At 64.6% G+C, this 23,626-nt stretch carries 19 protein-coding genes; 3 read left to right on the top strand and 16 right to left on the bottom strand.

The features are described 5' to 3' along the window. Positions 1–63: 63 nt before the first annotated feature. The 3 genes from EDF57_RS01920 to acs all read right to left on the bottom strand — a co-directional run bounded on the left by EDF57_RS01920 (position 64) and on the right by acs (position 4,848). A complete protein-coding gene (locus tag EDF57_RS01920; RefSeq protein WP_243840832.1) occupies positions 64–1,074 on the bottom strand; it encodes a transporter in 1,011 nt (336 codons plus the stop codon). 33 nt (positions 1,075–1,107) lie between these two features. After that, positions 1,108–2,727: an inorganic phosphate transporter gene (locus EDF57_RS01915; RefSeq protein ID WP_134092899.1), complete on the bottom strand. Its 1,620-nt coding sequence runs from the start codon at positions 2,725–2,727 to the stop codon at positions 1,108–1,110. Positions 2,728–2,898: 171 nt separating this feature from the next. Beyond that, entirely contained in the window at positions 2,899–4,848 is a 1,950-nt protein-coding gene (gene acs / locus EDF57_RS01910) for an acetate--CoA ligase (RefSeq protein WP_134092898.1), read from the bottom strand. Between the two features lie 270 nt (positions 4,849–5,118). On the opposite strand from acs, the gene EDF57_RS01905 reads away from it, so the two are divergent. Continuing rightward, positions 5,119–5,631, top strand: coding sequence for a GNAT family N-acetyltransferase (locus tag EDF57_RS01905; RefSeq protein WP_134092897.1), 513 nt, complete (start codon positions 5,119–5,121; stop codon positions 5,629–5,631). A gap of 345 nt (positions 5,632–5,976) precedes the next feature. Here EDF57_RS01905 and lpdA read toward each other — a convergent pair whose 3' ends face one another. From lpdA to EDF57_RS01890, 3 genes are read right to left on the bottom strand one after another with little or no spacing between them, the layout of a single operon-like run. Further along, positions 5,977–7,392: a dihydrolipoyl dehydrogenase gene (gene lpdA, locus EDF57_RS01900; protein WP_134092896.1), complete on the bottom strand. Its 1,416-nt coding sequence runs from the start codon at positions 7,390–7,392 to the stop codon at positions 5,977–5,979. Between the two features lie 4 nt (positions 7,393–7,396). Then, positions 7,397–7,735, bottom strand: coding sequence for an acyl-CoA thioesterase (locus EDF57_RS01895; protein ID WP_132264097.1), 339 nt, complete (start codon positions 7,733–7,735; stop codon positions 7,397–7,399). A gap of 42 nt (positions 7,736–7,777) precedes the next feature. Further along, the gene (locus tag EDF57_RS01890) at positions 7,778–9,091 is read right to left on the bottom strand and encodes a pyruvate dehydrogenase complex dihydrolipoamide acetyltransferase (protein ID WP_134092895.1); all 1,314 of its coding nucleotides are present in this window, start codon (positions 9,089–9,091) and stop codon (positions 7,778–7,780) included. 166 nt (positions 9,092–9,257) lie between these two features. On the opposite strand from EDF57_RS01890, the gene EDF57_RS01885 reads away from it, so the two are divergent. Beyond that, positions 9,258–9,713, top strand: coding sequence for a universal stress protein (locus EDF57_RS01885; protein WP_086490535.1), 456 nt, complete (start codon positions 9,258–9,260; stop codon positions 9,711–9,713). Positions 9,714–9,787: 74 nt separating this feature from the next. Here EDF57_RS01885 and rnr read toward each other — a convergent pair whose 3' ends face one another. From rnr to radA, 10 genes are all read right to left on the bottom strand, one after another. Next, positions 9,788–12,040, bottom strand: coding sequence for a ribonuclease R (rnr, locus tag EDF57_RS01880; protein ID WP_208324772.1), 2,253 nt, complete (start codon positions 12,038–12,040; stop codon positions 9,788–9,790). A gap of 88 nt (positions 12,041–12,128) precedes the next feature. Next, entirely contained in the window at positions 12,129–13,004 is an 876-nt protein-coding gene (locus EDF57_RS01875) for a sulfite exporter TauE/SafE family protein (RefSeq protein WP_207912806.1), read from the bottom strand. A gap of 232 nt (positions 13,005–13,236) precedes the next feature. Further along, entirely contained in the window at positions 13,237–14,589 is a 1,353-nt protein-coding gene (locus EDF57_RS01870; RefSeq protein ID WP_134092893.1) for a M20/M25/M40 family metallo-hydrolase, read from the bottom strand. Positions 14,590–14,630: 41 nt separating this feature from the next. Further along, on the bottom strand, positions 14,631–15,215 hold the full coding sequence (locus EDF57_RS01865) for a DUF805 domain-containing protein (protein ID WP_132262755.1): 585 nt from the start codon (positions 15,213–15,215) through the stop codon (positions 14,631–14,633). An 18-nt stretch (positions 15,216–15,233) separates the two neighbouring features. Beyond that, positions 15,234–16,772, bottom strand: a complete 1,539-nt coding sequence (gene proS / locus EDF57_RS01860; RefSeq protein WP_134092892.1) for a proline--tRNA ligase — start codon at positions 16,770–16,772, stop codon at positions 15,234–15,236. 101 nt (positions 16,773–16,873) lie between these two features. Then, positions 16,874–17,431: a polyhydroxyalkanoate synthesis repressor PhaR gene (phaR, locus tag EDF57_RS01855; protein WP_132264093.1), complete on the bottom strand. Its 558-nt coding sequence runs from the start codon at positions 17,429–17,431 to the stop codon at positions 16,874–16,876. A gap of 185 nt (positions 17,432–17,616) precedes the next feature. Then, positions 17,617–18,660 (bottom strand): alanine racemase, encoded by a 1,044-nt coding sequence (gene alr, locus EDF57_RS01850; RefSeq protein ID WP_134093251.1) that lies wholly within the window; start codon positions 18,658–18,660, stop codon positions 17,617–17,619. A gap of 157 nt (positions 18,661–18,817) precedes the next feature. After that, on the bottom strand, positions 18,818–19,240 hold the full coding sequence (locus EDF57_RS01845) for an iron-sulfur cluster assembly scaffold protein (protein ID WP_134092891.1): 423 nt from the start codon (positions 19,238–19,240) through the stop codon (positions 18,818–18,820). Next, on the bottom strand, positions 19,240–19,761 hold the full coding sequence (locus EDF57_RS01840) for a CvpA family protein (RefSeq protein WP_132262749.1): 522 nt from the start codon (positions 19,759–19,761) through the stop codon (positions 19,240–19,242). Before EDF57_RS01840 ends, EDF57_RS01845 begins: the two co-directional genes overlap by 1 nt. Positions 19,762–19,772: 11 nt before the next feature. Beyond that, entirely contained in the window at positions 19,773–21,149 is a 1,377-nt protein-coding gene (radA, locus tag EDF57_RS01835; RefSeq protein ID WP_132262747.1) for a DNA repair protein RadA, read from the bottom strand. A 70-nt stretch (positions 21,150–21,219) separates the two neighbouring features. Here radA and EDF57_RS01830 point away from each other — a divergent pair, with 70 nt between their 5' ends. Then, on the top strand, positions 21,220–23,526 hold the full coding sequence (locus EDF57_RS01830; RefSeq protein WP_134092890.1) for a patatin-like protein: 2,307 nt from the start codon (positions 21,220–21,222) through the stop codon (positions 23,524–23,526). Positions 23,527–23,626 lie beyond the last annotated feature (100 nt).

Here is a 23,626-nt window from a genome sequence, read left to right as displayed (position 1 = left end):
ACGGGCGCCACGATGAAATTTCGCGCAAGGGAAAGCCTGGCAAGCAAGGCGGGGGCGCCCTGCTCAGCGGCGCATGAAACCCATCCAGCGGAGCAGCAGATAAGTGGCGATGGCCGCTCCGCCGGCGATGAGCGTGGCGTGGATGGTGCCATAAGGGCCGTTCGCGAAGGGAAGGCCGCCGGTGTTCATGCCGAAGATCCCGGTCACGAGCGTCGCCGGAAGCATCAGCGCGGTGATGATCGAGAGAATATAAAGATTCTGGTTGGTCCGCTGCGATTCCTGAATGTCGAGTTCCTCGCGCAGCAGGCGCAGCTGCGACTGGACGCCGAGCACATCCCCGTCGAGCGACTGGATGCGCTGGGCGATCTTCTCGACGGTCGGTAGCAGCACCTCGGGAAGGTCTTCGTCCTTTTCGAGACGCTGGAACACGCCGCGCATGCCCGAGATGATCCGCTGGATCTGTGCCAGGCGGCGGCGGATGCCGATGAGGTCGCGCGCCTTGGGCGGATCGCGGGCGTCGAGAAACATATCTTCGACATGCTGCACTTCGGCGCTGAGCGCGCGGCAGATGTCGGCGATGTTCTCGCTGATGGCGCCCACCAGCATCTCCAGCGCCTGGGATTCTCCGAAGCCCCCCACCCAGCGCGACAGGCGATTGCGCACGATGTCTGCCGAGCGGATTGGATGGAGCCGGGCCGTAATCATCAGCCCGGGCATCAGCGCCATGCGCAGCCCGCCGACGCGCGCCGTATCTGCCACGTCGAAGTCCCGCTCGAAATCGTGCAGTACGCAGGCCACGGTTTCGCCCTCGACCAGGGCGCGCTGGTGCGTGTCAGCGGAAAGGAGCAGCTCCCGGGCGGCCGGCGCCAGGGTGTCGAACTGCTCGATCCAGCGCCGCGTGCGCTGATGCGCGAGATTGAGGTGAAGCCAGCGAAACCGCCCCTCCGGCGGGACCTCGCAGTCGGTAATGGCAAAAGCGCCGTCGGGGGTGGCATCCATGCCCCAGATCAAGCCGGGCCCCATGCCACCATGCGCCGGTTCCACCGGGATCAGTCCCGGCGCCTCTTTCGCCATGCAGTCTCTCCGTCTTTACGGATCGGAAGACTATCAGAATATCTGCGCAAAGATCATGTAGAGAACGCCGGCCATCACGATCGAGACCGGAAGCGTGAGAACCCAGGCCATGAGCAGGTTGCGGATCGTGCTCATCTGCAAGCCCGAGCGGTTCGCCGCCATCGTGCCCGCGACGCCCGATGACAGGACGTGCGTGGTGGAGACCGGAAGACCGAGGTGGTCCGCGCCGAGAATGGTGCCCATGGCGACCAGTTCGGCGGCCGCGCCCTGCGCGTAAGTCAGGTGCGTCTTGCCGATCTTCTCGCCCACGGTGACGACGATACGGCGCCAGCCCACCATCGTTCCCAGGCCCAGCGCAAAGGCAACGGCAATCTTCACCCAGGTCGGGATGAAGCGGGTGCCCGCGTCCAGCGAGGTCTTGTAGGTGGCGAGCGTCTTCTGCGCACTTTCCGAAAGCGCCTCGGGCTTCTGCTTGCCCAGCCCCTTGATGGCTTCGGAAGCGAGATACATGTCATTGCGGATGTTGCTGACCGCGGCCGCCGGAACCTTGGCCAGCGAGCCGTACTGGCCGACTTGCGCATCCACGTCGTGGACCAGGACCGAAAGTGCGGGAAGCGTGGCCGGCGTGAACGTCTTTTCGGCGATATAAGTCGTCACCTGACGGCGCGCCTCGGCCGGATTGACGCCCTGCGCCTCGACGCTGCCGTTGCTGCTGCCGACCAGGGCGGTTTCGGCGGCGATCGACTGGGAGTGGAACTCCGCCATGTAGCGTTCCGGCACCGCGCGGTTCAGGGCATAGGCGGTGGGAACCGTGCCGATCAAGATCAGCATGATCAGGCCCATGCCCTTCTGGCCGTCGTTCGAGCCATGCGCGAAGCTGACGCCCGTGCAGGTGAAGATCAGCAATGCCCGGATCCAGAGCGGCGGCGGCAGGCCGTCCTTGGGTTCTTCATAGAGTTCGCGCTTGCGGATGAGCACGCGCATGGCGAGGAACAGCAGCGCTGCCACGCCGAAGCCGATCAGCGGCGAGAACAGCAGCGCCTGGCCGATTTCGGCCGCCTTGCTCCAGTCCACGCCGGCCGTTCCGCTCTTGCCGTGCATCATGGCATTGGCCACACCGACACCGATGATCGAGCCGATCAGCGTGTGCGAGCTGGACGAGGGAATGCCGAGCCACCATGTCGCGAGGTTCCACAGGATCGCCGCCAGGAGCAGCGCGAAAACCATGGCGAACCCCGCGCTGGAGCCCACTTGCAGGATCAGTTCGACCGGCAGCAGCGATACGATGCCGAAGGCCACGGCGCCCGTGGAAACGAGCACGCCCAGGAAGTTGAAGAAGCCCGACCATACCACCGCGACATTGGCAGGCATGGCATTGGTGTAGATCACCGTGGCCACGGCATTGGCGGTATCGTGGAAGCCGTTCACGAACTCGAAGCCGAGAGCGATCAGCAGGGCGATGAACAGCAGCACGAACGGCAGGTAAGTGGTCGGCTCCACGCCGACGGCCGCCGCATCCGTGTAGACGCTGTAGGCGACATAGCCGATAGCGGCGACGATGGCGGCACCGAAGCCGATCTTTCCTGCGGCGCCCAGTCCTTTCTCGAGATCGGGTCGGGTACTGGCCGGGGTTGCCGCTAGGGTCGCGTTCATGGATTCGCCTCAGTTACGTGAGGGAAACCTTACGTACCTTCCATGACACAAATGCTGCGTGCCGCTTCGACGCGGCCAGGATTTCCCCGCTTGCTTGCCGATTGTCCAGTTGTCGGCGCTGTCAGGGCCGCATGTTGGGTCCTGACAGCGCCCAGGAGCAGCACTTGCCCGTCAGGCCGTCGCGGGTTGCGGGCGGTTGGCGATCAGATTGTCGACGACGGAGGGATCCGCCAGGGTCGAGGTATCACCCAGGTTCGAGAAATCGTTCTCGCCGATCTTGCGCAGGATACGGCGCATGATCTTGCCGGAACGGGTCTTGGGCAATCCGGGCGCGAACTGGATCACGTCGGGCGTGGCGATCGGACCGATCTCGTGGCGAACCCATTTGATCAGCTCGCGGCGGAGATCCTCGTCGGGCTCGATTTCGGCATTGCACGTGACGAACGCGTAGATGCCCTGCCCCTTGATCTCGTGGGGCATGCCGACGACCGCGGCTTCTGCCACGGCCGGATGGGCGACGAGCGCGGATTCGACTTCCGCCGTGCCCATGCGGTGCCCCGATACGTTGATGACGTCGTCGATCCGGCCGGTGATCCAGTAGTAGCCGTCCTCGTCCCGGCGGCAGCCGTCGCCGGTGAAGTAAGTGCCGGGGAACGTAGAGAAATAAGTCTGGAAGAAGCGTTCATGATCGCCCCAGACGGTGCGCATCTGGCCGGGCCAGCTATCGGCGATGACGAGGCAGCCATCGGCCGCCCCTTCCAGAACGCCGCCCTCGTTGTCGAGCAGGACCGGCTTCACCCCGAACAGCGGCTTGCTGGCCGAACCCGGCTTGAGCGCGGTAGCGCCCGGCAGCGGGGTTATCATGGCGCCGCCGGTTTCCGTCTGCCACCAGGTGTCGACGATGGGGCAGCGCCCCTCACCCACGACGTCGTGATACCAGGACCAGGCCTCGGGATTGATTGGTTCGCCGACGGACCCCAGCAGTCTTAGGCTCTGGCGCGAGGTTTGCTTCACCCAGTCGTCGCCCTCGCGCATCAGAGCCCGCAGTGCGGTGGGCGCGCCGTAGAAGATCTCGACCTGGAACTTGTCGACCACCTGCCAGAAGCGGCTCGGATCGGGGAAGTTGGGTACGCCCTCGAACATCACCGTGGTCGCGCCGTTCATCAGCGGCCCGTAGACGACGTAGGAGTGGCCGGTGACCCAGCCGATGTCCGCCGCGCACCAGTAGATCTGGCCGGGTCGATAGTCGAAGACGTATTCGTGGGTCATCGAAGCCCAGACCGAATAGCCACCTGTCGTGTGCAGCACGCCCTTGGGCTTGCCGGTGGAACCGGACGTGTAGAGGATGAACAGCGGATCCTCGGCATTCATCTCTTCGGGCGGGCAATCGGCCGACTGCTCCGCCACGGCCGAGGCCCAGTCGATGTCGCGTCCCTCGACCATCGGCACGTCGGCGCCGGTGTGGTTGAGGACGATGACCGTCTCTACGCCCGGGCAGGCCTTGAGCGCCTCGTCGACATTGGCCTTGAGTGGGATCTTCTTGCCGCCGCGCAGCCCCTCGTCGGATGTGAGGACGATGCGGCTGTCGCAGTCCTGGATACGGCCGCCCAGAGCGTCGGGCGAGAAGCCGGCGAAGACGATGGAATGGATCGCCCCGATCCGCGCACAGGCCAGCATGGCGACCGCGGCCTCGGGCACCATCGGCAGGTAGATGGTCACGCGGTCTCCGCGCTCGACTCCGCGGGCCTTCAGCAGGTTGGCGAAGCGGCAGACGGACTCGTGAAGTTCACGGTAGGTTATGCGGCGTTCCGGGTTCTTCGGATCGTCGGGTTCCCAGAGGATAGCCACGGCATCGCCGCGCTCGGCAAGGTGACGGTCGAGGCAATTCGCGGAGAGATTGAGTGTACCGTCGGTGAACCACGAGATGCCGAAGTCCGCTTCGTGGAAGCTGGTCTGCTTGACCACGCTGAACGGCTTGATCCAGTCGATCCGCTGCGCTTCCTCCCGCCAGAAACCTTCGGGATCTTCCAGCGAACGGGCGTACATGTCCTGGTAGCGCGCCTCGTCGATCAGGGCGTTCTTGGCCCACTCGGTGGGCACGGGATAGATGGCCTCGGCCATGATGTCCTTCTCCTCTTGCCGGTATCCTCTCCGGCAGATTTCGTTCCCGGCGGGCCTGGAAGCCGCCGTTTCCCCGCCACATTAACCGATGTTCCGCCGAGCGCCACTGTCTTCCGGCGACTTGTCTCGGCAGCGGGACATAAGCGGCACGCTGTGTTAGCCTTCGCGCGTCTACCGGGCGGCGCGATGATCTCGATCAAGGCCGTGCGTGCTAGAAAGGCTTAGAAATCCGACACGAACCACCCCCGATACAGCCGGAGTTCTCTATCCATGTCCCTCAATGACGCCATCACCCTGCCCACCCGATCCGGGATCGCCCTCGACGTTCGCCCGGCGCGGGAAAGCGATGCCGAGGCACTGGCACAGTTCTTCGAGCAGGTGACCGAAGACGATCGCCGCTTCCGGTTCTTCGCGGCCGCGGACCGGGTGAGCCCGCAGCAGATCGCGCCGATCGTCAAGGCGGATCACTACCAGACCGAATCGTGGCTGGGCTTCTCCGACCAGGGGCATATCGTGGCTTCGGGCGTGCTGGCTTATGACGACCAGGGCGACACCGGCGAAGTGGCGATCTCCGTGCGCGGCGATCACAAGGGCAAGGGCGTGGGCTGGGCGATGCTCGATTTCCTGGGCAATCAGGCGGAGAAGCGCGGGTGCAAGCGGGTGATCGCCATCGAGAGCCGCGAGAACAGCGCTGCGATCGAAGTGGAACGCGACAAGGGCTTCCTTCCGGAGCCGTTTTTCGGCGATCCGACGCTGGTGCTGCTGTCGAAGTCTTACGATTGAGGGAGGCGCAGCTTTTCGCTGCGGCTTATCGCCAAGTTCCCGCTCGCATTGAAATCTCGTGATGCCCGCGAAGGCAGCGACCGCGCTTTTCTTTAGAGCACGCAAAGACGTGGAGGCGTAGAGAAGTGGAGGCGTAGAGAAGTGGCGCCCCCTCCCCCTTCGTCATTGCGAGCGTAGCGAAGCAATCCAGAGCGGCTCTGCGCGACTCTGGATTGCTTCGCTACGCTCGCAATGACGAAAATGGGTTTGAAAGTGTGAAGCTCCCTGCGTTTGAACTGGAAGCACACACAAAAAAAGGGCGGGCCCGCGAGGACCCGCCCTTCTCTTTTCACATGACGCGAAAGCTCAGATGTGGATGGCGCGTCCGTAAGCGGCCAGTACCGACTCGTGCATCGCTTCCGAGATCGTCGGATGCGGGAACACGGTCTGCATGAGTTCCGCCTCGGTGGTTTCCAGCGTCTTGCCCACGACGTAGCCCTGGATCATCTCGGTCACTTCCGCGCCGATCATGTGGGCACCAAGCAGTTCACCGGTCTTGGCGTCGAACACGGTCTTCACGAAGCCTTCCGGTTCGCCCAGCGCGATCGCCTTGCCGTTGCCGATGAACGGGAAAGTGCCGGCCTTGACGGTGTAGCCCGCTTCCTTGGCCTTCTCTTCGGTCATGCCGACCGAAGCGATCTGCGGGTGGCAGTAAGTGCAACCCGGGATGTTGTTCCGGTCGAGGCCGTGCGGGTGCACGTCCTTGTTGCCGAGTTCCTTGGCGATCGATTCGGCAGCGGTCACGCCTTCATGGCTGGCCTTGTGGGCGAGCCAGGGTCCGGGCGTGCAGTCGCCGATGGCCCAGATGCCGGCGGCATTGGTGCGGCCGTAGTCGTCGATCTGGATGAAGCCGCGATCGGCCTTGATGCCGAGCGCTTCCAGACCGATTTCCTCGGTGTTGGGCACGATGCCCACGGCCGAGATGACATGGCTGAAATCGTGCTCGGCGACTTTGCCGTCCTTGCCCTTGATCTTGGCCTTCACGCCCTTGTCGGTGGCGGTGATTGCCTCGACGCCGGCGCCGGTCAGGATCTTCATGCCCTGCTTGGTGAGGGCCTTTTCGAGGAACGCGGAGACGTCCTTGTCCTCGACAGGCACGATCCGGTCGAGCATCTCCACGACGGTGACGTCAACGCCCATGTCGTTGTAGAAGCTCGCGAATTCGATGCCGATGGCGCCCGAACCCATGACCAGCAGCTTGGTCGGCATCTCGGCCGGGGTCATCGCGTGGCGATAGGTCCAGATGCGCTTGCCGTCGGCCTTGGCGAAAGGCAGTTCGCGGGCACGCGCGCCAGTGGCGACGATGATGTGCTTGGCGGAGACTTCGGCGGTCTTGCCGTCCTTGTCGGTCACCGCCAGCTTGCCCTTGGCCACCAGCTTGCCGGTGCCCATGTGGACGGTGATCTTGTTCTTCTTCATCAGGTGCGTGACACCGGCGTTGAGCTGGGCTGCAACGCCGCGCGAACGCTTGACGATGGCGGCGAGGTCGGCGGTGATGTTGTCCGCGGCCAGGCCGTAGTTCTTGGCATGCTGCATCTGGTGGAACACCTCGGCCGAGCGCAGCAGCGCCTTGGTCGGGATGCAGCCCCAGTTGAGGCAGATGCCGCCGAGCAGCTCGCGCTCGACGATGGCGGTCTTCAGGCCCAGCTGGGCGGCGCGGATGGCCGCGACATAGCCGCCGGGGCCCGAACCGAGGACGATGACGTCGTAGGTATCAGCCACTGTCTTACTTCTCCTGATCGATGGCGCGCGGTTGACCGAATTCGTTCACCGCGACGAAAGTGAACACGGCCTGCGTCACTTTCACTTCTTCCTCTTCGTGCCGATGCCGGCGCCAGGCTTCGATGGCGATGGTCAACGAAGTCCGGCCCACGCGCTGGATCTCGCCGTAGACCGAGACTTCGTCACCTACCTTTACGGGCAGGTGGAACTGCATCCCGTCCATCGCCACCGTCACCGCGCGTCCGCGCGAGCGACGGGCGGCGACGAGGCCGGCACCCATGTCCATCTGGCTCATCAGCCAGCCGCCGAAGATGTCTCCGTAGGCATTGGCGTCGGCCGGCATGGCAGTGACCCGGATCACCGGGTCACGTCGTGTCTCGGTCACTTAGGCGACCATGCCCAGCGGCGTTTCGATGTATTCGCGGAATGCGGCCATCAGGCGGGCACCGTCGGCACCGTCCACCGCGCGGTGGTCGAAGCTGCCGGTCGCGCTCATGACGGTGGCGACGCCAAGCGAATCGTCGGGCATCACCCACGGACGCTTCTCGCCCGCGCCCACGGCGATGATCGTCGCCTGCGGCGGGTTGATCACGGCGGTGAACTGCTTGATGCCCATCATGCCCATGTTCGAGATCGAGGCGGTGCCGCCCTGATACTCGCCCGGCTGCAACTTGCCTTCCTTGGCGCGCTTGCCGAGGTCCTTGGTCGCCTTGGCGATTTCGGAGAACGACTTGCCGTTGGCGTTCTGGACGATCGGGGTGATCAGGCCGCCCGGGATCGAGACGGCGACCGAAACGTCGGCGCGCGCATACTTGATCAGCTCGTTACCGGCGAAGGTCACGTTGCACTCCGGCACGTCGATCAGAGCGCGGCCGAGCGCCTTGATCAGCATGTCGTTGACCGAGACCTTCACGCCCTGCTTTTCGAGCATGGAGTTGATCTCGGCGCGCAGGGCCATGAGCTTGTCGAGGCGCACGTCCACGGTGAGGTAGATGTGCGGCGCTTCCTGCATCGACTGAGTCAGGCGGCGCGCGATGACCTTGCGCATGCCCGACAGCTTCTCGACCGAGTGCGGGATGCGGTCGTCGAGCAGCGCGCGGGTTTCCGCCGCCATCTCGACAGCCGGGGCCTTGGCTTCGGCCGAACCGGCGGCGGGAGCAGGCGCAGCGGCGGCAGGCTTGGCCGGCGCGGACTTGGCGCCTTCCACGTCGGCGCGCACGATGCGGCCGTTGGGCCCGGAGCCCTTCACGGCAGCGAGGTCGACGCCCTTGTCCGCAGCGATCCGCTTGGCGAGCGGCGAGGCGGCGATACGGCCTTCCTTCGAAGCGGCAGGCGCAGGTGCGGAGGCGGCAGGCGCAGGTGCGGCAGCCTTCGGCGCTTCGGCCTTGGCTTCCGCGGGCGCCTTGGCAGGAGCGGAAGCAGCAGCCGGTGCAGCCGAAACGGTGCTGGCGTCTTCGCCTTCACCGGCGAGAATGGCGATCACGGTTCCGACCTTCACGCCGTCGGTACCTTCGGCAATCAGGATCTTGCCGATCGTGCCTTCGTCGACGGCTTCGAACTCCATCGTAGCCTTGTCGGTCTCGATCTCGGCCATGATATCGCCGGAGCTGACGGTGTCGCCTTCCTTAACCAGCCATTTTGCCAGTTTTCCCTCTTCCATAGTGGGGGACAGGGCGGGCATCTTGATGTCGATTGGCATGGAAGCTTGTGTGTCCCTTGTTTTCCTTGGGGAGGTATGCGGGGTCCGCCTTTCCTTGGACAAGTTGGCGCGCGCGCACAAGCGCCTTCACGATCCTTTTTTCGCATTCGTGATGGCTTGCACCATGACCTGAATAGCCCGATAAGCCCGCATCGAGAGGAAACCCATGCGCATCTACCTGGTCATCGTGGACGAAACGGAAGAGGCGCTGGTGGCCTTGCAATTCGCCGCGCGCCGCGCCGCGAAGACCGATGGCGCGCTGCATCTTCTCGCCGTGGTTCCACCCCAGCCGTTCAATGCTTTCGGAGGGGTCCAGGCCACCATCGAGGAAGAGGCCCGCGCCCGCGCCGAGACGCTGGTGACGGCCGCTGCCGGAAACCTTTTATCACAAGGCGCTAAGATGCCGGTCATCTCCGTTCGCATGGGAGAAGACATCAAGATCGTGCGCGAATACCTGAAAGAGCACGGAGAGGTTTCGGCCCTCGTGCTCGGCGCTGCCAAGGAGGGCGGACCGGGGCCGCTCGTCACGCACTTCACCGGCGCCGGACTGGGGCAGATGCCCTGCCCGGTCTTCGTGATCCCCGGCACCCTCGACGCCGAAGCGATCGAGCGCCTGAGCTGATACCGCGAAGTCTATCGTTCGCCTGAGAAAGCCGCCGTCCCGGATCAGGTCCGGGACGATCAAGCCTTGAATCGCTACTTCTTCTTGCGCCCCTGGTGCCGGATATTCCCCGGTCGGCCGCGGGGCGAGACGAAGTGCTTGCCCTTCTTCTTCAGGGGCTGCGGCCGGCCGCGCGGTTCGATGCGGCCGCCGCCTTCTTCCAGTTCGAACTTGAGCGCACCGGTCAGCGGATTGGCTTCCGCCAGTCGCAGCCGCAGGATCTGGCCCATGGCATAGGCGGTGCCGCTGCTCTCGCCTTCCAGGACTTGCGCCTTTTCGTCATAGCCGAAGCGCTCGTCGCCCAGGGTCGAGACCGGCACGAGGCCGTCGCCGCCCAGGCCGATGATCGTGGCGAAGAAGCCGAACTTCCGCACGCCGGTGATGCGCGTGTCGAACACTTGGCCCACGCGGCCCGAAAGCCAGGCGGCGACATAGCGGTCGATGGTCTCGCGCTCAGCTTCCATCGCCCGGCGTTCGGCCTGGCTGATGGCATCGCTGACCCGGCCCAGATCGTCACGGTCGCGCTCGGAAAGGCCCGAGGTGGCCGGGATGTCGCCCTGCGGTCGGGGCTGCTCCAGCCCATAGGCATCGACCAGCGCGCGGTGCACGAGAAGGTCGGCATAGCGGCGGATCGGCGAGGTGAAATGCGCGTAGGAAGCGAGCGCGAGGCCGAAGTGCCCTTCGTTGCGCGGACCGTAATAGGCCTGGGTCTGGCTGCGCAGCACGGCTTCCATGATGAGCGCCTTTTCGCTATCGTCCGCGATGTCCTTGAGCATGCGGTTGAACAGGCCCGGCGTGATGACCTGCCCCAGCGAGAGATTGCGGCCGAAAGTTGCCAGATAGTCCTTGAGCGCGGTCAGCTTTTCGCGGCTCGGGGTCTCGTGGACGCGGTACACGACCGGGGCCACCTTGGCCTCCAGCGCCTTGGCCGCGGCCACGTTGGCGGCGATCATGAAGTCTTCGACAACGCGGTGGGCATCGAGCCGCTCGCGGATGGCGATTTCGGTGATGCGGCCCTGCTCGTCCAGCTTCACCCGGCGTTCGGGCAGTTCGAGTTCCAGCGGGTCGCGCGCCTGACGGGCCTCGGCCAACAGCTTCCAGCAGGCCCAGAGGTCCTGGAGATGGTGCTCCGCCCTGCCCTCGTCGATGCGGGCCTGGGCTTCCTCATAGGCGATGACTTCGTCGATCCGCACCAGCGCGCGGGTAAAGCGCCATTCGGTGACCTTGCCCTGCCCGTCCACCTTGAGATGGCAGGCCATGGCCGCGCGGTCCTCGCCCGAGCGCAGCGAGCAGACGTCGGCGCTGAGCACTTCGGGCAGCATCGGCACGACGCGGTCGGGGAAATAGACCGAGTTGCCGCGGCGCCGTGCCTCGCGGTCGATCTCGCCGCCCGGACGGACGTAGAAGGACACGTCGGCAATGGCGACGAGCGCGTCGAAACCGCCCTCCGCGTTAGGCTTGGCCCAGATCGCATCGTCATGATCGCGCGCGTCGGATGGGTCGATGGCGACGATGGGCAGGTGCCGCAAGTCTTCGCGCTGTTCATGGCTGAGCGGCATCTTGGCCGAAGCTTCGGCCTCGGCAATCGTCTCGCTCTCGAAATGGTTCGGAATGCCGTGCTTGTGAATGGCGATCAAGCTGAAGGCCTTGGGCGCCAATGGCTCGCCAAGCACTTCGGTGATCTTGACCGAGGGACGTGCGGAACGGCCGATCGGCTCGGCCAGTACCAGCTCGCCCTTTTCCGCACCGCCCAGGTCGGAAATCGGCGAGGAGTTACGGATGCGCTTGTCGACCGGAGCCAGCCACGGCTTGCCCGCACCATCGATCTCGACAACGCCGAGAAGCTGCTCGGAACGCAGCATCAGCTTCTTCATCGGATAGGCACGCCATCCGGTCTGCGTTTCCTCCGTGCGCGCCAGCACCCGGTCGCCCTTCTTGAGCGCCGAACGGCCCTTCTCGATCAGGCGGATGCGCGGGGGCGGCGTGGCATCGTCGGGCGCCCAGGTGTCCGGCACGGCGATGGGCTCGCCCTCGCTCACGTCCACGACGCGCAGTACGGTGACCTTGGGCAACCCGCCCATGCGGTGAAACGCGGTCCGCTTGCCGTCGATCAGGCCTTCCTCGGCCATGTCCTTCAGCAGTGCCTTGAGCTGGATCTTTTCGTTACCCTTCAGCCCGAACGTGCGTGCGATCTCTCGCTTGCCGACGGGTTCGGCCGAGTTCTGGATGAAGTCGAGGATTTGCTCGCGCGTCGGGAGGCCAGGCTCGGGCCGGTTCTTGGGAGGCATGGTTTCCGCCATGCGCCGGAATGGCCTTCATTGCAATGGCGGCGGCATGCCGATGGGGCGATGCCGCCGCCCGGTACGCGAGAATGGTTCAGGGCTGCTTGGCCGCCGCCTCGCCCGCGATCGTCACGGCCGGCGCGGTGACGGGCACGGCATGAGGCTTTTCGCCGGCATTGGCCTTGAGGAACAACTGCCAGGAAGAAACGGCCAGAACGCAGGCCAGCAAGGGCTGGAGAATTCGGTCCGAGGCATGGGAAGACAAGTAGCTGCCGATCACGACACCCGGGATCGAGCCGATCAGCAACACGCCCAGAAGCGGGAAGTCCACGTCGCCGATCATCCAGTGACCGAAGCCGGCGATGAGGGCCAGCGGCACCGCATGGGCAATGTCGGAACCGACGATGCGGGCCACGGGGAGCTTGGGGTAGAGTACCAGCAGCACGGTCATGCCGATGGCGCCAGCGCCGACCGAGGAAATCGAGACTGCAACGCCGATGGCGGCGCCCAGCAGCACGGTTCCCGTCAGCACCCGCGAACGGGGCTGGATCGGATCGATGTCATGGGCCAGCCTCAGCAGCCATTTGCGGCATATGACCGCAAGCGCCGTCACGCCCAGCAACACGGCCAGCGAAACCATGATGAGGCGCTCGGTCGAATTGCCGACCTTGCCGAACCAGGAAAGCGTCGCGAGCGTCAGGATAGCCGCGGGAACGCTGCCGCAGGCCATGCGGCGCACGATGCGCCAGTCCACCGTCTCGCGCTTGCCGTGGACGGCAGAACCCGCGATCTTGGTCATGGCGGCAAAAAGAAGGTCGGTACCGACTGCCGTCTGCGGATTTACGCCGAACAGCAGCACGAGCAGCGGTGTCATCAGCGAGCCGCCGCCCACGCCCGTCAGCCCCACGAGCACGCCGACGAGCATGCCCGCAATGACGTGCAGAAAATCGAAATGCTGCGTCAGTGCCATATGTGCCCACCGTTACCCGAAATCGCCCGTTCTCCAAACTGGTGGGCTTGTGCTGTTCCCGATTGGCGACTGTCACGCCAACCCGCTGCCCGACAACAAAGATTTACTTCGCCCCGTGCCAGCAAGCCTCGCGGCGATGGCCCTTGCCCGCAGAGCGGCAGTCTTCCGGATATCTGCAAAAAGATGTCCCCCATCCCTCTATCCCACCGGTAAAATTCAACCAAGGAAGGGATCAAGGCAATTGGGCAAGCGGAGTAAACCCTCCGCCCGGTACGGCTGCCGCGATCGGGCTGACGCTGCCGTCGGCCGCGATGGAGCGAACGCCGAGAATCCAGTCGTCTCCGCGCAGGCCGTCCAGCTTGACGCTCGTCTCCGTGGTGCGCGCCACCAGCGGCTGCGCTTCCCAGGAGGGGGCATCGGTGCGCCGCCGCCAGACGGAGTACGCCGCGGCACCGGCAACCGGCTTCCAGGTGACGTCGGTCCAGGTCTTCACCGCCGCATCGGCCGTGGGAGCCGGCGGCATCGGCGCGGCGGCAAGCGCTGCCAGCGCGGCGATGTTGAGGCGCGTCACCTTGGCGAGATAGGCGAAGTCCATCTCGTCGATGGTATCGCCGTAGGTCACGCCGTTCTCGGTGCGCAGGTCCTGGTGCTGGTGGTCGTAGTCCTCGATGGCCACCGAGAAGCGAACGGCCGGATTGCCCTGTTCGAGGAAGGGCAACTGGTCTCCGCCGCGGCCCAGGCGATCGGCGCGCCAGACCTGCCTCACGGCGAAGTCGTTCTGCACATCGCCCGCCAGTTCGGCGATGAAGCGCGAGATATTGCGTCCCGGGCTGTCGTTTTCGCCGCCGAAGCGCCGGGCGTCCGCGCGGGTCTTGTCCGTGGCATCGGCGCGCGGGCCTTCGGAAAACAGCCTTACGTTCTTGTCGTCGACCAGCCCATCGGAGCCATGCGTGCCGCCGACAATGTCGTTGTTGAGCACGGCCTTGACCGTCCAGCCCTGCTTCTTAGCGTAGTCCGCCAGAAGCTTGCCGCCGTAGAGCCCCTGCTCCTCGCCGGAAAGTGCTGCGTAGACGATGGTGCCGGCAAACTTGCGCTTGGAAAGGATACGGGCGGCTTCAAGGACGAGCGCCGTGCCGGAACCGTCGTCATTGGCGCCTGGAGCATCGCTTTTGGCATCCATCACATCGGTTACGCGGCTGTCGATATGGGCCTCGACGATCACCACTTCGTTCGGCCGCTCGGTGCCGCGCTGGATGGCGACCACATCGACCATCTTGACCGGCGCCGGAATGCGCGTGCCGCTGACCATCGCTTCTGGCATGACCACTTCGAGGCAGCCGCCGCAGGCTTTCGACGTCTTGCGGAATTCATCCGCAGCCCAGCGGCGCGCGGCGCCGATGCCGCGCTTGGGATCAGTGTCCGACGACAGCGTGTGACGGGTGCCGAAGGAGACCAGCTTGGCGACATCCGTGCGCATGCGGGCTTCGGAGACGGATGCCGTGGGCCCAGTTTCGTCCGAAGCGCTTGCTGGAAGACTGGAAAGGATCGTGGCGGAAAGAGCTGCGGCAACCAGAATCTTGTTCATGCAGGCGCTTGTCACGCCGGATAGCCGGCTTGGCAAGAGGGTCAGAAGCGAACCGGTGCTTCGCCGTAGCGGTTCGGGCCGGGATTGGATGGCCAGACGCCGAAGATTATCACGATCAGGATGGCGAGATATCCCAGCAGACTCGCGGTGACCATCCGCGACTGCATGGCGAAAGCCGTCTCCAGATTGTCCGCGGAAACCTTCTCCATGGTGGAGACGATTTCATCCATTCTGGACCAGACTATCGCCTTGGACGTGACCGAAAGCAGGAATGTCAGGAGCGAGATCCAGGCAGGCTTGCCGGAATCGTGCAACCTGCGGGCGAACGAGGCGATCAGCAGCAGGCCTGCCGTGAGCGACACGATGGTCGAGACCGTCATCGACGTGCGCATGTAGCCCGCCATCTGGGTCATGACGCGGGCATTCATGTCGTCGCCGGAGACGCCCTGCTGGGCGGCGATGAAGGCGCCCTTCATGATCCCGCCCATCATGGGCATGGCGATCACCATGCCCACGGCGTACTGGATCACGACGAGGAAGAGAACGTAGAACCAGAAGGTCTGCCGGGCATCCCGGCCCTTGAAGTTCATCAGGTTCGTCAGGTTGTACTTGATCGATCCCAACACGTCCTCTTCCCCTTCAGATCAGTAGGACCTTGCGACGTAGATGCGCTCAAGTGCCGGACCGCCGGTGAACACACAATTGCCGGACACCGGCGCAGCATCGAGCGGGGTGTTGCGGATGGTGAGCTTCAGCGTTTTCAGCTTCTGGACGACAGCCTCAAGCGCTTCGCCGGTGGGGCGCGACCATTCGACTTCCACCCAGCCCGGGTAGCGCTTTTCTTCCGAGAAGAAGGCGGCAAGTTCGTCGAAGCTGTCCGCGCGCGAGATGTTCGCGTCCAGCTTGGCCTTGGCTTCGGCGAAGAGCGCGGTCTGGATATCCTCGACCTCGGCAGCGGCGCGCGAAACGAACGCATCCTTGGCCATGCCCACGAAGTTTGCCTTCGCAGCCTCGTTCCAGAGCTTGTCACGGCGCAGCATCGAGACTTGTCCGCCGGCGGCATCACGGCCGCCGATCTCGAGGATTAGCGGAACGCCCTTCTTGACCCAGGCCCAGCGCTTTTGCGTGGCCTTGCCGGGACGCTTGTCGAGCAGGACGCGCAGCGGTTCGCCCAGGGCGAACTGGGTGACCAGCGATTTGCGCAAGTCTTCGCAATAAGCGAGCAGCGCCTCGTCCTCGTCGTTGTCGCGCAGCATCGGCAGGATCACGATCTGCTGCGGCGCGATCATCGGCGGAACGCGCAGGCCGTCATCGTCGCCATGCGTCATGATGACGCCGCCGACCATGCGGGTGGAAGTGCCCCAGCTGGTCGTGTGGGCGTATTGCTGCGTGCCTTCCTTGTCCTGATATTGGATGCCGGCCGCTTCTGCGAAGCCCGTGCCGAGGTAGTGCGAAGTGCCCGCCTGGAGCGCCTTGCCGTCCTGCATCATGGCTTCGATCGAATAAGTCGCGACGGCGCCGGGGAAGCGTTCATTCTCGGGCTTTTCGCCGGCGATCACCGGCATGGCCAGCTCGGTCTCGGCAAAGTCGCGGTACATTTCGAGCGCGCGCAGCGTCTCGGTCATGGCATCGTCGCGGTCGGCGTGAGCGGTGTGGCCCTCCTGCCAGAGGAACTCGCTGGTGCGCAGGAACATGCGAGTGCGCATTTCCCAGCGCACGACATTGGCCCACTGGTTGACCATGAGCGGCAGGTCGCGCCAGGATTGCACCCAGCGTGCCATGGCCGCGCCGATCACCGTTTCCGAAGTCGGGCGGACGATCAGCGGTTCTTCGAGCTTCGCTTCGGGATCGGGAACGAGGCCGCCCTTGCCGTCGCCGACAAGGCGATGGTGCGTGACGACCGCCATTTCCTTGGCGAAGCCTTCGACGTGCTCGGCTTCCTTGGCGAAATACGAAAGCGGAATGAACAGCGGGAAGTAGCAGTTGGTGACGCCGGCGGCCTTGATCCGGTCATCCATGAGGCGCTGGATGCGCTCCCAGATGCCGTAGCCCCACGGCTTGATGACCATGCACCCGCGAACACCCGACTCCTCGGCCATTTCGGCTTCGGAAATGACTTCCTGGTACCACTGGGCGAAGTCGTCCTCGCGCTTGGTGGAGAGGGCGTGACGAATGGCGGACACGGGTGCTTCTTCCTGAACTGAGCGATGCGACGGACCATCCGTTGCATTCCGGGCAAGTCGCGGCGCCGATGACGCGCCGCGAAAGCACCCCGCGCAGACCCTTATTTGCCCAGCGCGTCAAGCCTCTTCTGGATTTCCGCCATCTGATCGCGCAGCGCGGAAAGGTCTCCGGTGTCTTCGGCAGCGGGTGCCTTGGGCTCCGGCTTTTCGGCACCGGGCATGAAGGCCGCGGCGGCGGCCTTGAACATGGCCATGTTCTGTTCGGCCAGCTTCGCCAGCGGATTATTGCCCAGGCTGTCTTCGAAAGCCTTGTGCAGCTTCGACTGATTGGCCCGGAAATTGTCCATCGAGGCTTCGAGATAATGCGGAACCAGCGACTGCATCGAATTGCCGTACATGCTGATGAGTTCGCGCAGGAAGTTGACCGGGAGCATCTGCTCACCGTTCGATTCTTCTTCCATGATGATCTGCGTCAGGATCGTATGCGTGATGTCCGTGCCGCTTTTGGCATCGAGCACTTTGTAATCGACCCCTTCGCGGGTCATCTTGGCAAGATGATCGAGCGTAATGTAGCTCGACGAGCGCGTATTGTAGAGACGACGGTTAGCGTATTTTTTTATGATTACCGTGTTGTCGTCCTGAGACGCCGTTTCAGCCATTTGCCAATCCCCAGTCTGCCTAATTCCCGGCCAGTATGACAAGAGGTTACCACCCACCCTTGTCGCAACGCAACACAAATTGCTGCGCAGCAAAACCGGACCGTGCCTTGCCTATTTCGCCCTGGGTGATTTTCACTGTGCTCTGCCGCCGACGGAAGGTCAGAGCCGTGTCGCGGCAGATCCGATCAGCGCCCGAAACGCCGGCCCAGCAGGGTCAGCAATTCATATTGCGAAAGCCCGGATGCCGCTGCGGCTTGCGGAAGCGCGTAATCTGCCGTGATCCAGTCTCCCTCGCCCACGTCCGGCGCGTGAGTCAGGTCGACGACGGTGAGGTCCATGCTGACACGGCCGAGCACCGGCAATTCATGTCCCTTGGCGCGGAACAGGCCTTTGCCGGACCAGCAGCGCAGATAGCCGTCGGCATAGCCGAGCGCGATGGCGCCGACCCGCATGGGCGCACTTGCGGTATATGTGGCGTTGTAGCCGATCGTCTCTCCGGCAGGCACGTCGCGAACCTGGAGGATCGCCGCCTCGGGACGGACGACTTGCCGCAAATCCTGCTCCATGCCGGCCCGCGGAATGCCGCCGTAGAGGGCGATGCCCGGTCGCGTCAGGTCGCCATGATAGTCGCTGCCCAGCGCAATGCCGGCGCTGTTGGCCAGACTAGCGCGAATGTGGGGCACTTGCCGGCGCGCTTCCTGCCACCGGGTGCACTGCGCGGCGTTGAGATCGGTCTCTTCCTCGGCCGAGGCCAGGTGCGAAAGCAACAGGTCGATGTCGAGCGCGGCTATCGCTTCGTCAGCCAGTTCTTCCATGCGAATGCCGAGACGGTTCATGCCGGTATCGACCATGAGATGGCAGCGGCCGCCGCCCGCCTCGGTCCAGCGCCTGGCCTGGGCGAGCGAATTGATCACCGGCGTAACACCGCTTTCGCGCGCAAACGCGGCATCCTGCGGCGTCAAGGGACCGTGCAGCACGGAAAGTGCCGAGGGGCTCACGCAATCAAGCAGGTCCCATGCCTCCCCCCAATGCGCGACGAAGAAGTCATGGCAGCCTGCCGCGTGCAGCACCGGCACCACCTGCTTCGCGCCAAGGCCATAGCCGTTGGCCTTGACCGCGGCACCCGCTCGCGCGGATCCGGACAGGCGGTCCAGCGCCAGCCAGTTGGAGCGCAAGGCATCACGGTCGAAAGCGAGACGGAGGGCGGAGGCAGGAAACTCGGAAAACATCTTCACCACATTGCGCGGACGGCCGTTTCGGAAGAAAACGGCGTTGCCAGCGCCCTCATGTAGACGGAATTGAAGCGAAGAAAACCGCCAAAGTACCCGGCGGCCTTGCAACGATTGCATCTCAATCATGCCGGAAAGCGGGTCGCCCCGCCACGCGTCAGTCGTCTTTCGAGAATGCCTGAATGGCGGCGCGCCAGGGAAGCAGGACGGCGCCGTGCCGACCGGGATAGTCCCGTGCGGCCGCAATCTTCGCCAGGCCGGGCCATTCGGGCATGGGGGCTTCGCCGGATAGCCAGCGCGCCATCGTTTCGCCCGTCACGCAGACTTCTTCGGGACCGCGACCGATGACGGCATCGGCGAAGATAGCCGCGGCGGCCTGGCCGATGGCGCAGGCCTGGCTGCGGATGCCGATGCTCTCCACGGTTCCCCGTTCGCCGAGCGACAGGCCAAGCGCGATCGTGCTGCCGCAGCTCTGTGACCGTGCCTCGCCCTGCAGCGGCAGCGCCTCGCTCCAGGGATAATGCGCCAGCCTGATCGTCAGGCCCAGGACTTCCGGGGTATAGAGAACGGTTGCCGACATCAGGTTCCCGCCGCCTCGGCCCGCAGCGCCTCCCGGCGGCGCTCGGAAATCATCTTCACCAGTGCCTCGCTGCTGGCGTTGACGAAGGGATAAGTCCGCGCTTCCTTCATCCAGGCCGGTCGGCCGCCGATGCCCCAGACCGTGTCATAGCCCAGCACCAGGACGGAGAAGCCCAGGATCACGACGATAACGCCCTTCACCGCGCCAAAGCCGAACCCGAGCACTCGATCGATCGGACCCAGTACCGAGGCGCGGCTTCGCTTGCCCGCCCAGCTCGCGATCAGCCTTACGACGATGAAAGGCACCAGCAGCAGCACCGCAAAAGCGATTACCGGCGTGGCCGTCCCGTCGCCGCTATAAGGAACCAGCCAGGCCGACAGCGGCGTATGCAGCGCCCGGATGGCGAACACGGCGAAGATCCACGCTCCCAAAGCGAGAATCTCCTGCACGAAACCTCTCAGAAATCCGGTGGCGGCACCCACGCCCACAAACACCAGAACAGCAATATCGAAACCGGTCATAAGGCCCCGAACTAGGCATCCGTCAGGATACGGTCAACGAGATTGGGCAACATGGCCAGGCCGGTAAAGTCGATGCCCTTTGCCGTACCTTCGGCATTGGCCCCGCCTGCCGGCCCGATCGCGCGCCCAAAGCCGAGTTTCGCCGATTCCCGCTGACGGATCGATGAATGCGAAACCGGGCGGATCTCCCCTGCGAGCGAGACTTCCCCGAACCAGACCGCATTCTTCGGAAGCGGCCTGTCTCCCAGCGCCGAAATCAGCGCGGCGGCCACGGCAAGGTCCGCTGCGGGATCTGCCAGGCGGTAGCCGCCTGCGACGTTCAGGTAGACTTCCGCGCTGGAGAAATTGAGCCCGCAGCGTGCCTCCAGCACCGCCAGCAACATGGCCATGCGGCCCGAATCCCAACCGACCACGGCACGGCGCGGTGTTGCCCCGCTCTGGAGCCGGACGATCAGCGCCTGGATTTCCACGAGCACGGGCCGCGTCCCCTCCATGGCGGCAAACACGGCGCTTCCGGCCATTTCCTGATCACGGCCGGAAAGGAACAGCATCGAGGGATTGCCGACTTCGGCCAATCCTGCCCCCTCCATGGCGAAGACGCCGATTTCGTCCACCGGCCCGAAGCGGTTCTTCAGGCTGCGCAGGATACGGTACTGGTGGCTGCGTTCGCCTTCGAACGCCATGACCACGTCGACCATATGTTCCAATACGCGCGGACCGGCGATCGTGCCGTCCTTGGTGACGTGGCCGACGAGCACGAGAGTGACATCGTTCTCCTTGGCATAGCGGATCAGCTCGAAGGCGCAGCCGCGGACCTGGCTGACCGTGCCCGGCGCGCCCTCGATCGTGTCGGAATGCATGGTCTGGATCGAATCGATGACTAACAGTGTCGGCGCGTCCATCATGCCAAGCGTGGTCAGTATGTCCCGCACGGATGTGGCGGAGGCCAGCAGGATCGGCGCCTTCGACAGCCCCAGTCGCTCCGCGCGCAGCCGCACTTGCCCGGCGGCTTCCTCGCCGCTGACATAGACCACGCTGCCGCCGGCCAGGGCGATATGCGCCGAAGCCTGAAGCAGGAGCGTCGATTTGCCGATGCCGGGATCGCCGCCCATCAGGATCGCGGAGCCGGGGACCAGTCCTCCGCCCAGCGCACGGTCGAACTCCGCAAATCCGCTCGCGCGCCGCTTCGGCAATTCGCCTGGTGCATCGAGAGGCGTGAACAGGATCGGCCGCCCCCCGGACGAGAGATCGTGCTTGGAGGAAAACACCGTCTGCGGCGCATCTTCCGCCAGCGTGTTCCACTCCCCGCAATCGGGACATTGACCTTGCCAGCGGGAGGAGACTCCTCCGCAGGCCTGACAGACATATCGACGCTTGGGCTTTGCCATGTCGCCCGATTATCGGGAACGGAATGAGAACGCAATTGCCTTTCCCGAACGATAGCGCCAACATGGAGCAATGCGGCAAAAGGAATTGCGGATCGCGCTGGTCTGCTACGGCGGCATCAGCCTTGCCGTTTACATGCACGGGGTCACCAAGGAACTCTGGAAGGCGCTTCAGGCCAGCCAGGCGTTCTGGGCGGAGGGCGATGCGGAACCGCCGCCGGGGACGGCGCGAGTCTATCACAAGCTGCTCAAGCGACTGGAGGCCGGCAGCAACCTGCGGCTGCGCATACTGACCGACATTGTCGCCGGTGCCAGCGCGGGCGGGATAAACAGCGTATTCCTCTCGCAGGCGATCCATTCGGGACACTCGCTGGAGCCGCTGACCGAGCTTTGGCTGGAAAACGCCGACGTCGACGTCCTGCTCGATCCGGAAGCAAGGGCGCGCAGCCAGGTCACCAAGTTCTGGGCCCGGCCGCTCGTCTCCTACCTGCTGCATCGGCCCGGCAATGCCGTGACGACCAGCGTGGCGCCGGAAACCCGCGAGGAAGTGCGGCAAAAACTCTCGCGGCTGATCCGCTCGCGCTGGTTCGAACCGCCTTTTAGCGGGGTCGGTCTCTCGCGCCTGCTGGCCGGAGCCTTCACGGCGATGGCCGAGACCGAGGCCGGGCCGCCGCTCCTTCCCCATGGCCATCCGATAAACCTCTTCGTGACGGCAACGGACTTCAAGGGACACCTTGAAACCTTGCGCCTTCACTCGCCGGAACTCGTGCTGGAAAGCGAGCATCGCCTCAGCATCGGTTTCGAGTCGCGGTCCGGCACCCCTTCCCTTGCCGCCATGCCGGAACTCCTGCTGGCCGCCCGCGCCACGGCGAGTTTCCCGGGTGCCTTCCCGCCGCTCCAGATCGAGGAAATCGACGGCGTGATTGCGGAACTAGGGCTCGCCTGGCCGGAGCGCGAGGCGTTCTTCCGCCGCGTCATGCCCGAGCACAGCCAGCGCGGAGACCTCGACAATGTTGCGCTCATCGACGGCTCGGTGCTCAACAACGCGCCCTTCGCCGATGCCATGGGCGTGCTGCGCGACCGGCCGGCGACGCGCGAAGTCGATCGCCGTTTCGTCTACATCGACCCCACGCCGGATCGTATCGGCGCCTCGATGCGCCAGGAACGCCGGGCGCCGGGCTTCTTCTCGACGATATTCGGCTCACTGTCCTCGATCCCGCGCGAGCAGCCGATTCGCGACAACCTGGAGGCTTTAGAGCGCGATTCGCAGGAAGTGGCGACGCTGCGGGCCATCGTGCTGGCATTGCGGCCGGAGATCGAGGAGACGGTGGACCGTCTGTTCGGCAATACCTTCTTCCTCGACCGGCCGACCCCCAAGCGCCTTTCCGCCTGGCGGGACAAGGCACAGCGCGCGGCGCTGGAACAGGCGGGTTTCGCCTATCACGGATACGTCCAAGTCAAGTTTTCCGGGATCGTCGCCAAGCTGGCCCGGCTCATCTACGAAGGCGCGCCGGAGCTGGGCCTCTCCTCCAGCGAGCCGATCGCGCTGCGGCTTCACGATCATTTCGCCAGCGTCGGGCTGGACCGGATCAAGGGCCTGAAAGGCGACGGTTCACCGGGGATGATCGGCTTTTTCCGCACGCATGACCTGGCGTTCCGAATTCGGCGGCTTCGCCTGCTGGCACGGCGCGTCACGCAGGAGTGGCAGCAGGAAGAAAGCGTCACGGAAGTAGAGCGGGACAAGGCAAGGGAGGCGATCTACGCCGCGCTTGCGCTTTATCTCGACCGCGAGCCGGTCGCTGCGATGGGGGAGACTTTCGCCGCGCTCGCCGCAGCGGTGTTCACCGACCCTGGCGCGGTGATCGATCACATCGAAAAGGTTCGCGACCTGGTGGCGATCGATGCCCGGGTCGATACCCTCCTGGCGGAAGCCCTGGCCGAGATGCCGCAGGCGCTGCGGCGCCGGGTGCTGCTCGCCTACCTCGGCTTCCCTTTCTACGACACGGTGACCCTGCCGCTGCTGCGCGGCGAGGGCCTGACGGAGTTCGATCCGATTCGCGTCGACCGCATTTCGCCTGAGGATTGCCACATGATCCGGCAAGGTCCGGTGCTTCGCGGCACCGAGTTCTTCAACTTCGGTGCCTTCTTCAGCCGCGCCTATCGCGAGAACGACTACCTCTGGGGCCGATTGCACGGCGCCGAGCGGATGATCGACCTGATTTCCTCAACCGCCGAGGGCGAACATGCCCTGCTGGAAGGCGAACTCTGGACCTTCAAGCGGGAGGCTTTCCTGGCCGTGCTCGAAGAGGAAAAGGATCGCCTCACGGCCGATCCCACGCTGGTGCGGAACGTGCGGGAAGAAGTGCTGAGAGGCGGCTGACGTTCGGCCAAAAAACGTCGGCCAAAAACGTCGGCCAAAAAAACAACGTCGTCCCGGATCAGGTCCGGGACGACGTTTTTGTGCGGTTATTCGGCCTAAC

This window comes from Novosphingobium sp. PhB55 (assembly GCF_004368805.1).
Taxonomy (GTDB): domain Bacteria; phylum Pseudomonadota; class Alphaproteobacteria; order Sphingomonadales; family Sphingomonadaceae; genus Novosphingobium.
This window is presented reverse-complemented; position numbering and strand designations above follow the sequence as displayed.